This window comes from Glycomyces sp. TRM65418, assembly GCF_019710475.1.
Classification (GTDB): Bacteria; Actinomycetota; Actinomycetes; order Mycobacteriales; family Micromonosporaceae; genus Glycomyces.
Map to the genome: position 1 here is coordinate 260,372 of NZ_JAJFAX010000005.1, position 12,929 is coordinate 273,300.

Genomic DNA, 12,929 nt, shown 5'->3' on the forward strand with positions numbered 1-12,929 from the left:
GTCGATGCCATGGCCGCGATCGACAACGACGAAGCACCCGACCGGGAGACGCTCAAGGGCGCCGTCCGGGGGCTGCTGCAGGTCCTGGCGGAGAAAGCCCCAGGTCATACGGTGGAAGTGCGGGTGCCGCCGTACGGTGCGGTGCAGTGCGTCGAAGGCCCGCGGCACCGCCGCGGCACACCCCCCAACGTGGTCGAATGCCAGCCGCTCGTGTTCCTCGCCCTCGCCACCGGCCGGACGAGCTGGCACGAAGCGGTCGCCGCCGGGAAGGTCGCCGCTTCCGGCCAGCGCGCCGACCTCAGCGCCCTCCTGCCCCTCACCGCCCCGACCGGCGAGCTCACGGACGACGACTCCGAAGCCGGCTAGGCCGAAGGCGAGCAGGCCCGAGCCGGCCGCCCGCTCCCTCTTGCCCATGCGAACCGCCCCGGTGCCGAAGCACCGGGGCGGCGTCGTCGCAATGACCCGACTCGTCGGCCTCATTCACCCAATCGGGCGCCGATGCGGCCCTTCCAGGACGCTTCGAGCTCGGCGCGGGTGATGTCGAAGTGGTCGCGCAGGTGCAGGCCGTCGGTGTTCGCGTCGGTGACGCCCAGCGGCGTGATCGGCAGGCCCCGCTGCTCGCACGCGGAGCGCACGGCCAGCTCCTGGCCGCGCGGGATCACCACGAGCACCCGCCCGGACGACTCCGAGAACAGATACACGAACGGGTCCGCGCCCTCCGGCAGGAGGATCTGCGCGCCCAGCCCCGAGTGGCAGATCGCCTCGACGAGCGTCTGCGCCAGGCCGCCGTCGGAGAGGTCGTGCGCGGCGGCGAGCTGCTCGGTCTTCGCGAGCCGCGAGAGCAGCTCGGCGAGCCGCATCTCGTGGTCGAGGTCGACCTTCGGCGGGACGCCGCCGAGGTGGCCGTGCGTGACCGAGGCCCACTCCGAGCCCGAGAGCTCCTCGGCGGTGGTGCCGATGAGCGCGATCGTGTCGCCGGTCCTGCCCAGGCCCAGCGGGATCCGCTGACGCACGTCGTCGATCACGCCGAGGACGCCGATCACCGGCGTCGGGTGGATCGCGTCGCGGCCGGTCTGGTTGTAGAACGAGACGTTGCCGCCGGTGACCGGGATGCCCAGCTGCTGGCAGCCGTCGGCGATGCCGGTGACGGCCCGCTCGAACTGCCACATGACGTGCGGGTCCTCCGGCGAGCCGAAGTTCAGGCAGTCGCTGACGGCGATCGGGGTCGCGCCGGTGACGGCGACGTTCCGGTACGCCTCGGCGAGCGCCAGCTGCGCGCCCGTGTACGGGTCGAGCCGCGCGAAGCGGCCGTTGCCGTCCAGGGAGATCGCGATGCCCACGCCGGTGCGCTCGTCCAGGCGGACGACGCCCGCGTCGTGCGGGGCGCCGAGGACGGTGTTCCCGAAGACCGAGGGGTCGTACTGCTCGGTGATCCAGGACTTGTCGCACAGGTTCGGGCTCGCGGCCATGTCGAGGACGGTCTGGCGGATCTCCGCGTCGGTGGTCGGGCGCGGCAGCGTCTCGGCGCGGTCGACGGCGATGAGGCCCAGGTCGTTCGGCTCGGCGATCGGCCGGTTGTACACCGGGCCCTCGTCGGCGAGCGACTTCGGCGGGACGTCCACGACGGTCTGGCCGTGGAAGTCGACCACCAGGCGGCCGGAGTCGGTGACGGTGCCGATCTCGGTGGCGAGCAGGCCCCAGCGGCGCGAGCGCTCCAGGACCTCTTCGGCCTTGGCGGGGTCGACGATGAGGAGCATCCGCTCCTGCGACTCCGAGGCGAGGATGTCGTGGGGCTCCATGCCCTTGGCGCGCAGCGGGACCAGTTCGAGGTCGACGTGCATGCCGCCGTCGCCGGCGGCCGCGGTCTCGCTCAGGGCGCAGGTGAGGCCCGCGCCGCCGAGGTCCTGGACGCCGACGACGAGGCCGGCGTCGAACAGCTCCAGGCAGACCTCGATGAGCAGCTTCTCGGTGAACGGGTCGCCGACCTGCACGCTCGGGCGCGCGTCGTCCTCGCCGGACTCGGAGAAGGTGGCGCTGGCGAGGACGGAGACGCCGCCGATGCCGTCGCGGCCGGTCTTCGCGCCGAGCAGGATCACGGTGTTGCCCACGCCGCTGGCCTGCATCGACTGGAGGCGCTCGCGGGGCAGGACGCCGACGCTGAGCGCGTTCACCAGCGGGTTGCCCTGGTAGCAGGGGTCGAAGTAGGTCTCGCCGCCGATGTTGGGGAGGCCGACGCAGTTGCCGTAGTGGCCGATGCCGTCGACGACGCCCGGGAGGACCCGGGCGGTGTCGGGGTGGTCGATGGCGCCGAAGCGAAGCGAGTCCATGACGGCGATCGGGCGGGCGCCCATGGCGATGATGTCGCGGATGATGCCGCCGACGCCGGTGGCCGCGCCCTGCTTCGGTTCCACATAGGACGGGTGGTTGTGGGACTCGACCTTGAAGGTGACGGCGACGTGGTCGTCGATGGCGATCACGCCGGCGTTCTCGCCGATCCCGGCGAGCAGGCGCGGGGTCTTCGGGTTCTTCTGGCCGAACTGGCGCAGGTGCACCTTCGAGGACTTGTACGAGCAGTGCTCGGACCACATGATCGAGTACATCGCGAGCTCGGACTGCGTGGGACGGCGCCCGAGGATCTCACGGATCCGCTGGTACTCGTCCTCCTTGAGGCCCAGTTCGGCCCACGGCTGCTTCTCGTCGGGGGTCGCCTCGGCGACCCCGACGGTGTCCACGGCTACCTTGAGCGGACTCATCGTGCGGCTCCCTCACTGAGATGGGCGAGGACGGAGGCGACGACGCCGAGGCCGTCGGTGGAGGGCCCGATCAGCGCCTCGACGGCGTGCTCGGGGTGGGGCATGAGGCCGACGACGTTCCCGGCCTCGTTGCTCACCCCGGCGATGTCGCGCATCGAGCCGTTCGGGTTGTCGAGGTACCGGAAGACGACGCGGCCGGCGGCCTCGAGCTCGTCGAGGGTCGCCTCGTCGGCGACGTAGCGGCCCTCGCCGTGCTTGACGGGGATGAGGACTTCGGCGCCGTCGGGGAAGGCGTTGGTCCAGGCGGTGCGGCCGGTCTCGACGCGCAGCCGCTGCGGACGGCTCCGGTAGCGCAGGTGCGCGTTGCGCGTCAGCGCCCCGGGCAGCATGTGCGACTCGCACAGCACCTGGAAGCCGTTGCAGACGCCGAGAACGGGCATGCCCTGGGCCGCGGCGGCCTTGATGGTGTCCATGACCTGCGAGAAGCGGGCGATGGCGCCGCTGCGGAGGGCGTCGCCGTAGGAGAACCCGCCGGGCAGGTACACGGCGTCGACCCCGTAGATCTGGGCGTCGTCGTGCCACAGCGCCACGGGCTCGCCGCCGGCCAGGTGCACCGCGCGGGCGGCGTCCCGGTCGTCGAGGGAACCGGGGAAGGTCACGATCCCGATGCGCGCGGTCATGCCGCCCCGTTCGGGGAGTCGATCGAGATCGTGAAGTTCTCGATGACGGGGTTGGCCAGGAGCTGGTCGGCGATGACGCGCGACTGCTCCTCGACGCTGCGGGCGCTGTCGTCGAATTCGATCTCGACGCGCTTGCCGATCCGCACGGACGCCACGTCGGTGACGCCGAGGCGGGGCAGCGCCCCGAGGACGGCTTCACCCTGGGGGTCGAGGATTTCGGACTTCAGCATCACGTCGACCACTACACGGGCCACGGTCGCACTCCTGTCGGTCACATGGGCGGAACAGGGCAAGCATATTCACCGGCCCTGACCAGGGCCAGCGCTGAGCTATATGAACAGTGCCAAGTCACAGCCGGTCAGAGGATGCTCCCGGGCCGGTAGGCCGCGGCCTCGGGGCGGGCCTTCGCCGCGAGCGCCACCCGTTCGGCGACGCGGTCCACCTGATCGCCTGCGGCGCCGATGAATTCACCCGTGTTCGCCACGAGGGCGTCCAGGCCGTCCCGGTCGAGCGGCAGCCGCGGGTCGGCGGCGAGCCGGTCGAACAGGTCGTTCTCGCGCTGGCCGGCCTCGCGCATGGCGCGGGCGACGGCGACGGCGTGCTCCTTGATGGCCTCGTGCGCGTCCTCGCGGCCGGCGCCCTGCTTGACGGCCTCCATGAGGACCTTTGTGGACGTCAGGAAGGGGAGGTAGCGGTCGAGTTCGGCCCCGATGACGGCCGGGTAGGCCCCGAAGTTGTCGAGGATGGTGAGGAATGTCTCATAGAGACCGTCGACGGCGTAGAACAGGTCGGGGAGCGCGACGCGGCGGACCACCGAGCACGAGACGTCCCCCTCGTTCCACTGGTCGCCCGCGAGCTCGCCGAGCATCGCGGCGTACCCGCGCACGACCACGGCGAGGCCGTTCACCCGCTCGGAGGAACGCGTGTTCATCTTGTGCGGCATGGCCGACGAGCCGACCTGTCCCTCGACGAAGCCCTCGGTGGCGAGTTCGGCGCCGGCCATGAGCCGGATGGTGAGCGCGGCCGAGGCCGGGGCGGCGACGGCCTGGACGAGTGCGGAGCCGACCTCGTAGTCGAGCGAGCGCGGGTAGACCTGGCCGACCGAGTCCATGACGCGCTCGAACCCGAGGTGGGCGGCGACGCGGGTCTCCAGGTCGGCGAGCTTGGCGGTGTCGCCGCCGAAGAGGTCGAGCATGTCCTGGGCGGTGCCGACCGGGCCCTTGATCCCGCGCAGCGGGTAGCGCTTGAGGAGGTCTTCGAGCCGCTCGTAGGCGGCGAGGAGCTCTTCGGCCCAGCTCGCGAAGCGCTTCCCGAGGGTGGTGGCCTGGGCGGGGACGTTGTGGCTGCGCCCGGCCATGACGAGGTCGCGGTGTTGCTCGGCGCGGGCGGCGAGGCGCACGAGGGCGGCCACGAGCCGGTCGCGGACGAGTTCGAGCGATTGGCGGACCTGCATCTGCTCGACGTTCTCGGTCAGGTCGCGGCTGGTCATGCCCTTGTGGATGTGCTGGTGGCCGGCGAGGTCGGAGAACTCCTCGATCCTGGCCTTGACGTCGTGCTTGGTGACGCGCTCGCGCTCGGTGATGGAGGCGAGGTCGACCTGGTCGATCACGCGCTCGTAGGCCTCGATCACGCCCTCGGGGACGGTCACGCCCAGGTCGTGCTGGGCCTTGAGCACGGCGAGCCACAGGCGCCGCTCGGCCTTGATCTTGCCGACGGGGTCCCAGATGTCGCGGATCTGAGCGGAGGCGTAACGCTCGGCGAGCACATTCGCAGTCACGCGGCAATCATGACAGCCCGCCTGCTCGCAAGCGACTCCGAGTGCTCCTGGCCAGGGCCTCGTTCACAGTGCGGACCGTGGATTCCCCTCCCGCGAGAAAGCGGCCCAGGGACGGCGGTGCTCGCGGATCCACGCATCCGCCCTCAGCGGGGACGCGGCCCCGGCCACCCTGCTTCGCGCCTCAACGCGTCTGCCGTCCCCAACCCCCACCCGCCCGGGGAAAGGTAGTCCCATCGTTTCGCGCGGGTACGACAAGAACAGCACTCCGCGGGCCGTTCGTCACCCGAACGGGTCGTCCGGGAAGCGTCGTCCGGTCGCGGCGGCGCGCGGGGGTCCCGAGTTGCGGGAACCATTCGGCGTGGCGGTTAACCAGCACGTATCCGACCCGTAAACTCATCGGTGTGCGAGTACTCCTGATCGGCTCCGGCGGCCGCGAGCACGCCCTTGCGGCGTCGCTGGCCGCGGACGAATCCGTCACCAAGCTCATCTGCGCCCCGGGCAACCCCGGCATGGCCGCGCTCGGCGAATGCGTGCCGGTGAACCAGACCGACCCCGCCGCCGTGGCCTCCCTGGCGGTGACCTCCGCGGCCGACCTCGTCATCGTGGGCCCCGAGGCCCCGCTCGTCGCGGGCGTCGCCGACGCGGTCCGCGCCAAAGGCGTCCCGGTCTACGGGCCGAGCGCCGAGGCCGCCCGGATCGAGGGCTCGAAGGCCTTCGCGAAGGAGGTCATGGCCACCGCGGGCGTCCCGACCGCCGCCGCGCGCGCCTGCAGCACCCGCGAGGAGGCCGAGGCCGCGCTCGACGAGTTCGGCGCCCCTTACGTGGTCAAGGACGACGGCCTCGCCGCCGGCAAGGGCGTCGTCGTCACCGAGGACCGCGAGCTGGCCCTCGCGCACGCCCTCGAATGCGAGCGGGTCGTCATCGAGGAGTACCTCGACGGCCCCGAGGTCTCGCTGTTCGTCGTCAGCGACGGCACCACCGCGAAGCCGCTGCTCCCGGCCCAGGACTTCAAGCGCATCGGCGAGAACGGGACCGGCCCGAACACCGGCGGCATGGGCGCGTACACGCCGCTGCCGTGGGCCCCGGACGACCTCGTCGCCGAGATCATGGAACGCGTCGCCGAGCCGACCCTGGCCGAGATGGCCGGACGCGGCATCCCGTTCGTCGGGACCCTGTACTGCGGGCTCGCCCTGACCGCCAAGGGCCTCAAGGTGGTCGAGTTCAACGCGCGCTTCGGCGACCCGGAGATCCAGGCGGTGCTCGCACTCCTGGAGACCCCGCTCGGCGGGCTGCTGCACGCGGCCGCGACCGGCCGCCTCGCCGACTTCGGCTCCCTGTGGTGGCGCGAAGGCGCGGCCGTGTGCGTCGTGATCGCGAACGAGGGCTACCCGGGCGACACGGTGACCGGACGCCCGCTGTACGGCGCCGACGAGGCCGGCGTCTTCCACGCCGGCACCGCGCTCGACTCCTCGGGGCAGCTCATCGCCACCGGCGGACGCGTCCTCAACTGCGTCGGCACGGGCGGCTCCGTCGCGCAAGCGCGCCAGGGGGCGTACGCCCTGGCCGAAGGCGTCAAGCTCGAAGGCGGCTACTACCGCCGCGACATCGCCGCGAACATCTGACTCGAACGACCGCGAGGCCGCGCCCGTTCGGGCGCGGCCTTCGGCGTCTCAGCGCCCGATCCGCTCGCGGAGGCCGTTCAAGTAGTGATTGCCGCGGAGCCGCGGATGCGCCTCGTACAGCAACGCGAACGCGCCCCCGACGATGTGCTCGACCAGTTCCCCGAACTCGGACTCGGCGAGCGACACCCGATAGGGACGGAAGTCCTCCTTCGAAGTCCGCCGAGGATGGTCGTTGGAGGACACGACGACGCGGTCGCCGTCCCTCTCCACGCGGTAGGTGAGACCCTGAACGCTCATGGACGTCTCCACGACCCGCTCCGCGTCGAGCGCTCGGGGCAGGTACTGCCAGGCGAGCGCGAAGTCCAGCACCGGGTTCAGGGGCGCCGAGAAATCGCGGCCGCCGATGACCAAGTCGACGTCCACCCGGAACCGGTAGTAGACGAACTCGGACTCGGGCATGTCCTCCCAGCCCTCGAACGCGTTCTGGCCGGGGACCGTCGGCACGGGGATCCAGTCCGGATTCCACGAATCGTCCCAATCGCGCCGCTTGCGGTAGGCGAGGGTGAACGGCGGTTCGGGCACGCGGGCGCCACCTCGGGGTCGCAGGATCGCGGTTCGTCGCCTCAGGCGCCGTTCGGCAGGTGGTCGCGGGCCGACGGGCAGGACATGCACCGCGGGCCGCCTCGGCCCGAGCCGAGTTCGGAGCCGGGGATCGTGAGGACCTTGATCCCGGCCCGTTCCAGTCGGGCGTTGGTGACCGTGTTGCGCTCGTAGGCGACTGCGACGCCCGGCGCCAGGGCGAGGGTGTTGTTCCCGTCGTCCCACTGCTCCCGTTCGGCGGTGACGACGTCGCGCTCGCCGGTGTGGATGATCTCGATCCGCTCGACGCCGATCGCCTCGGCCGCGGCGTCCAGGAAGCGCCTGGGGCCCTTGATGTCCAGGTTCGCACCGCCGTCGGCGCTGGTCAGCGTGTACGCCTCCAGGCGCTGCTCGGCCGGGGCGTACATGACCATCCGGTCGCGGTCGACCATCGTGCAGACCGTGTCCAGGTGCATCGTGGCCCGGCGCTGCGCGATCGGCACGACGAGGACGGTGTGCACGGTGCCGCGTTCGAACGCCCTGCGCGCCAGGCGCTCCGCCCCCGCCGGGGTGGTGCGCTCGCCGACGCCGACGGCCAGGACCCCGGGGGCGAGGGCGAGCACGTCGCCGCCTTCGAGGTGTTCGAGGGACGGCTCGTAGATCTTCGGGACGTCGGTGAAACGCGGATGGTGGTGGTAGATGATCCCCGTCAGCGTGGTCTCGCGGCGGCGGGCGGGCATCGCGAGGCTGGTCACGGCCACCGCGTCGCCGATCCAGACCGAGGAGTCCCGCGTGAACATCATGTTCGGCAGCGGGTCGATCACGAAATCCGTGGGCCGGGACATCTTGTGCCGCAGGCTCTTGGACTCGCCGAACTCCTCTTTGGTGAGCCCTTCGATGAGGACCGCGGTGAGGCGTTCGGGTTCGAGGTCGGCGAGGTAGGCCGCGAGTTCGCGCCCGAGCGTCTGGCCCAGGCGCGGGTCCGCGCTCATCGAGACGGTGACCGCCTCCCGGGCCTCGGGCCGGGCGAAGCACTCGGTGAGGAGCGCGCCGACGTAGAGGACTTCGACGCCGTGTTCGAGGAGCGTGCCGGCGAACTTGTCGTGCTCGGCCTGGGCGCGCTCGACCCACGGGATGCCGTCGAACAGCAACGCGCCGTTGTTGCGCGGGGTCAGGCGGCGCAGTTCGCCGCCCGGCCGATGGAGCATGACGCTGCGCAGGCGCCCCACCTCGGAATCGACTCCGTACGCGGGCGCGTCGTTGGCAATCATGATCTGAGGGTAGACGCGCGGGGGACGAAGATCAACTTTTCTCTGTTAACGTGGACAGACTGAGCGTTACGTCTACCCCCGGGACGCCCAATTGACACAACTCGAACTGGTCATCCCGCTTCGCGGCACTGATCCCGGACCGGATGGCACGAGACTCGACCCGGCGTTGTCCACTTGGCGCGCCGCCGTGACGGCCAGTGCCGACGCGTGCCTGCTGCTCGCGGCCGACACGCGCATCGTCGCCGTCTCGCGCGCCGCGAGGCAAGTGCTCGGTTTCGGGCCCGAGGTGGCGTTCGCGATGCCGCGCTTCCTCGACGCGGGCATCCGGTTCCTCGACTTCACGGCCGGGGCGCATCCGCTGGTGGACTCCGAGCTGGCGCGGCTCGCGCCGGTCCAGGCGCTCCAGACCGACGGGCTGGAGCGCAGCCTGATGCGGATCGAACACCGCGGCGTGCACCGGACCTTCGACGTGACGGCCTCACCGCTCCACTCCCCGCCCCGTCTCGACGCCGTCGGGTCGCTGGTGTTCCTCAACCCGATCGGGCCGACGTGAGCCGGCGTCGGCGGCGCGCGGACGGCTAGGAACCGTCCAAGTCGTAGACGATCGCTTCCTCGGTGCGTTCGACTTCGACGCCGAACGGCTCGTAGTCGGTGTCCATCCCGGACCAGTCGCTGCCGGGCAGCCAGGACGGGATCACCACGACCGTCTCGATACCGGCCTCGCGCAGCGACTCGACCGAGTCGTCGAGCGGGAAGCCCTGCGACATCGAGCGCAGGCCCGTCAGCTCGTCGGGGGTGAAGGCCGCGCTGCCGTTGGCCGTGTCGACGAAGCCGTCGATCGTCCAGAACTGCACGCGGGTGTCGCGCCCGTCCGAGGGCAGGAACAGCACCGGCCCCTCCAAGGCGGCCATGTCGAGCGGCGCCTCGGGCGGCTCGTGGAACGGGGCGACCGACAGGCCCTCCAGGAGGACCAGGACCAGCGGGGCGAAGAACAGCGCCTGGACGCGCCGGGGCGCGCGCACCGTCAAGCGCCGGTCGACACGGCTCTCGTGCGCGACCTCGTCGGCGGCGTCGGCGAGCCGCGTCAAGACCCCGGCGGCGAGGATCGCCAGCAGGACCGTGATGTAGAGGACCAGCCTGCCGGGGGTGCGCACCGCGTCGAACCCCGGCGCGTACTCGTACAGCAGCCCCCACGCCCACGCGCCGTCGTCGAGGAAGTTGGGGCCCATGGCCAGCGCGGTGAAGGCCGCGACCCCGAGCACCATCCAGAAGCGCTGCCGGCGGCTCCACACCGATACGAACAGACCCGCCGCCGCCAGGGCCAGCAGCGTGAAGCCGACGAGCAGCGTCTGCTCGGGGGGCCAGGTGAGGTCGACGCGGGCGGCCTCGTGCGCCGCACCCCACGTCCGCGACTCGGCGGGGGCGATGACGAAGCTCTGCCAGGCGGGGCTGAACCATCTGACGTACTCGTAGTCGCGCGCCGTCTCCGGGAAGGCGCGGGCGACCGCGGCGTGCTTGTCGGCGATCCACAGCACCCCGAGGCTGAACACGACGCCGCCCAGGCCGTCGGCCGCCACGGTCCTCCAGGTCAGCGGCGGCCGCTTGAACAGCCAGAAGCAGCCGACGACCACGCCGATCGCGAGCATGAGGTAGACGAACGAGAGGCCGAGGGCGACGCCGATGGCGAACTGCCACAGGGCGCACAGCCATCCGGCCAGGATCCATCCGGGACGCTGCCGCTCGGGTTTGAAGCCGTGCCGCAGGGACCAGCCGTGGCCTCGGGCGAGCATGGCCAGTGCCAGGACGATGGCGCCCGAGGAGAGCACGTTCAGGTGGCCGAGGTGGGCGAGCTTCCACGGGGCGTAGGCGAAGGCCGCTGCGCCGACCGCGGATCCCGCGACGCGCGCGCCGAGCTGGCGCAGCAGCGCGTACGCGCCGAGGAAGGCCAGCGCGAACGTGGCGATGTAGAGCACGTTGTAGACCAGGAGCGTGCTGGCGGCGTCGGTGGCGAGCAGGGCCAGGGGCGCGTAGCCGAGGAGCGTGTCGGTGAAGAGGAAGGAGTCGGGGGCCGGCCAGAAGCTGTTGGTCCCCCAGATCCCGCCGGGGTCGGTGCGCAGCGACTCGCCGAGCCAGGCGAGCGTGTAGGCCTGGAGGAGCGGGTCGCCGAGGTCGTGGGGGATGACCTCGTCGAGGTTCCTGACGAGCGGCCAGGTCATGGCGACGGCGAGCAGCATGCTGAACAGGCCGGCGAGGGTCCATTCGCTGCGGGCGGCGCGGCGCAGGCCGCGGCCGACGGCGCGCAGGCGTCCCTGCGGCGCGGTGTCGGGCCCGGGCGCGTCGGGGTCGCTCGCGGCGAAGCGCTGCCAGCGCTCGTGGTCGTCGGCCTGCGGCCGGGAGGCGTCGTCGGACTCGGGGGCCTCGTCGTCCGCGGGCTCGGCCGTGGTCGCGGCCTCGGGCTCGCGCCCTTCGTCGGATTCGGGCTTGGTGATCGCCATGGGGTTCCCGCGGTCTCGCTCGGTGCTGTCAGGCACATCCTACGGACGGGCGCCCCGCTCGGCACGGGCGCATGAGGACGGCGGCGCGGCCGGCGGGGCAGGCCCGCCAGGGGCTGCTGAGCAGCGCTTCGGGGATTCCGCGCCGATCGGGCCGTCACCTTTCCCGTACCGGCTCGTTGAATGGGGTTGAGACCTGATCACCGCTAAGGATCCGGGCGGCATCCGGATCAAGACGCAGTTGGAGAGATAGGCATGGGAAGACACAAGACGAAGCTCGGTCAGCAGTCCCGGGCCCAGACGCGTCCCCCACTGCCCTACCCGGTGAACGACGGCCGGATCCCGCCGATGATCCAAGAGGCCATGGACCGGCGGGCGCAGCGGCGACGATCGCGGCTCGCGGCGATCTCGGCCGCGTCGATGCTCGCGGTCGGCGGTGCGGCCGGCGTGAGCATCGCGACGGCCGAGGAGCCGGAGGCCGGGACCGGCGGCGAGATCGTCTTCAGCGGCGACTGCGGCACGCTGGGTGTGGTCTCGGCGAAGTCGGTCCCCGACGCCTCGGAGCTGACGGTCGACCGCGGCTCGCAGGTCAGTTACCGCAACGAGCTCGGCACGGACGCCGAGCTGCACGTCGGCGACGAGGTCTACGACATCGGCTCGGGCTCGACCCAGGTGTTCGTGATGAACCGTTCCGCCGAGGTGGCGATGGTGCCCGACTGCCACGGCCTGTTCGCCGAGTACGGCTCGGCCCAGGTGAAAGTCGTCGAGCCGCAGGCCGACGGCTCGGAGTCCGGTGCGAGCGAGTCCGGCCAGGACGACGCGAACGAGCTGCCCGCGCCCGACGACGACGACGCGGCGGCGCCCCAGGAGGACTCGCAGGACGACGGCGCCGACGTGAGCGCCGGCGGCGACGCCCAGCAGGGCCCCGGCGCCGCCGCTGACGCCGGCACCGTCGAAGGCGAGGCCGAGGCCGAGGACGACGCGGCCGCGGAGGACGAGGTGAACGAGTTCGGTCCGCCGCCGTCGTCCGACGACGCCGGCGCGTTCGACGAACTGCCGGCCTCCGACCAGGAAGTCGTCGCGGTCGACCCGAAGGCCGTGGCCGACGGCGCGAACGGGCTGCTCGCGCTCATGGCGATCATCTGCCTGGTCGGCGTGGCCGCCGCGGTGGCGCGCACGCTCCTCAAGCAGCGGGCGACGGCATGACGCCGATCCCCGCCCCGACTCCGGCGCCGCAGTCGGCCGCCGCGCCCGGTTCCGCGCACAGCTCCCCGGCCTGGCCGGCGGGGCGCGTGCGGAACCGGCGCGAGCGGCTGCGGGCGGCCCGGTCCGCGGTCCACACCGCGGAACCCGGCACCGAACCGGCCCGTACCGCGCGTGCCGCGCGGACGCGGCGTCCGGGGCCCTTCAAGGCCTCGACCTTGGACGGCGAGGTGCTGGAGGTGTCGTCGATCGGCGCGAGGCCGTCGGAGACCAGGCGCTCGGAACCGTGGTCGCTGCCCGCAGCGACGCGGGCCGAGGCGCTCTCGTCCCCGGTGATCCCGTCGAGGCGCGACACGGTGGAGTCTCCGTGAGGCACTGCGGCTCGGGCACTCGTTGATGGTCATTTCCTCCCCAGGTCCCACTCCGAACGCCCGAACCAGTGCCTCACGGCCCCGCCCGAGCGAACGCGCACGGCCCGACCCGAGCGGGCACGTTCGCCTTCGGCGTCCTTCGGGCGCCCCGCCCCTCGATCCTCCTCAGGTGCGCCCCCGC

At 72.0% G+C, this 12,929-nt stretch carries 12 protein-coding genes; 4 read left to right on the top strand and 8 right to left on the bottom strand.

Annotation, left to right across the window (positions count from 1 at the left end):
- Positions 1-9 precede the first annotated feature (9 nt).
- Positions 10-366 carry a sterol carrier family protein gene (locus K3N28_RS13505; RefSeq protein WP_374209778.1) on the top strand — a complete coding sequence of 119 codons (357 nt, stop codon included), beginning with the start codon at positions 10-12 and terminating at the stop codon, positions 364-366.
- A 110-nt stretch (positions 367-476) separates the two neighbouring features.
- On the opposite strand, the gene purL is transcribed toward K3N28_RS13505, so the two are convergent.
- The 4 genes from purL to purB all read right to left on the bottom strand — a co-directional run bounded on the left by purL (position 477) and on the right by purB (position 5,210).
- Positions 477-2,753, bottom strand: a complete 2,277-nt coding sequence (gene purL / locus K3N28_RS13510) for a phosphoribosylformylglycinamidine synthase subunit PurL (protein WP_228093062.1) — start codon at positions 2,751-2,753, stop codon at positions 477-479.
- Complete coding sequence (gene purQ, locus K3N28_RS13515) at positions 2,750-3,433, bottom strand: phosphoribosylformylglycinamidine synthase subunit PurQ (protein ID WP_228093063.1); 684 nt, start codon at positions 3,431-3,433, stop codon at positions 2,750-2,752. The genes purL and purQ overlap by 4 nt, the downstream gene beginning before the upstream one ends.
- Positions 3,430-3,687: a phosphoribosylformylglycinamidine synthase subunit PurS gene (gene purS / locus K3N28_RS13520; protein WP_228093064.1), complete on the bottom strand. Its 258-nt coding sequence runs from the start codon at positions 3,685-3,687 to the stop codon at positions 3,430-3,432. Before purS ends, purQ begins: the two co-directional genes overlap by 4 nt.
- Positions 3,688-3,791: 104 nt before the next feature.
- Positions 3,792-5,210, bottom strand: coding sequence for an adenylosuccinate lyase (gene purB, locus K3N28_RS13525; protein WP_228093065.1), 1,419 nt, complete (start codon positions 5,208-5,210; stop codon positions 3,792-3,794).
- A gap of 401 nt (positions 5,211-5,611) precedes the next feature.
- On the opposite strand from purB, the gene purD reads away from it, so the two are divergent.
- Positions 5,612-6,832: a phosphoribosylamine--glycine ligase gene (gene purD, locus K3N28_RS13530; RefSeq protein WP_228093066.1), complete on the top strand. Its 1,221-nt coding sequence runs from the start codon at positions 5,612-5,614 to the stop codon at positions 6,830-6,832.
- A gap of 48 nt (positions 6,833-6,880) precedes the next feature.
- Here purD and K3N28_RS13535 read toward each other — a convergent pair whose 3' ends face one another.
- Together K3N28_RS13535 and K3N28_RS13540 are read right to left on the bottom strand one after the other, a co-directional pair.
- A complete protein-coding gene (locus tag K3N28_RS13535) occupies positions 6,881-7,414 on the bottom strand; it encodes a hypothetical protein (RefSeq protein ID WP_228093067.1) in 534 nt (177 codons plus the stop codon).
- A gap of 41 nt (positions 7,415-7,455) precedes the next feature.
- Positions 7,456-8,682: an arginine deiminase gene (locus K3N28_RS13540; RefSeq protein ID WP_228093068.1), complete on the bottom strand. Its 1,227-nt coding sequence runs from the start codon at positions 8,680-8,682 to the stop codon at positions 7,456-7,458.
- 187 nt (positions 8,683-8,869) lie between these two features.
- Here K3N28_RS13540 and K3N28_RS13545 point away from each other — a divergent pair, with 187 nt between their 5' ends.
- A complete protein-coding gene (locus tag K3N28_RS13545; RefSeq protein ID WP_228093069.1) occupies positions 8,870-9,235 on the top strand; it encodes a hypothetical protein in 366 nt (121 codons plus the stop codon).
- Between the two features lie 25 nt (positions 9,236-9,260).
- Here K3N28_RS13545 and K3N28_RS13550 read toward each other — a convergent pair whose 3' ends face one another.
- Positions 9,261-11,177, bottom strand: a complete 1,917-nt coding sequence (locus K3N28_RS13550; RefSeq protein ID WP_228093070.1) for a hypothetical protein — start codon at positions 11,175-11,177, stop codon at positions 9,261-9,263.
- A 252-nt stretch (positions 11,178-11,429) separates the two neighbouring features.
- Between K3N28_RS13550 and K3N28_RS13555 the strand changes: the two genes are divergently transcribed.
- Positions 11,430-12,380 (top strand): hypothetical protein, encoded by a 951-nt coding sequence (locus K3N28_RS13555; RefSeq protein WP_228093071.1) that lies wholly within the window; start codon positions 11,430-11,432, stop codon positions 12,378-12,380.
- On the opposite strand, the gene K3N28_RS13560 is transcribed toward K3N28_RS13555, so the two are convergent.
- The gene (locus tag K3N28_RS13560) at positions 12,358-12,732 is read right to left on the bottom strand and encodes a hypothetical protein (RefSeq protein WP_228093072.1); all 375 of its coding nucleotides are present in this window, start codon (positions 12,730-12,732) and stop codon (positions 12,358-12,360) included. The two genes, K3N28_RS13555 and K3N28_RS13560, sit on opposite strands and share 23 nt — an antisense overlap.
- Between the last annotated feature and the right edge of the window lie 197 nt (positions 12,733-12,929).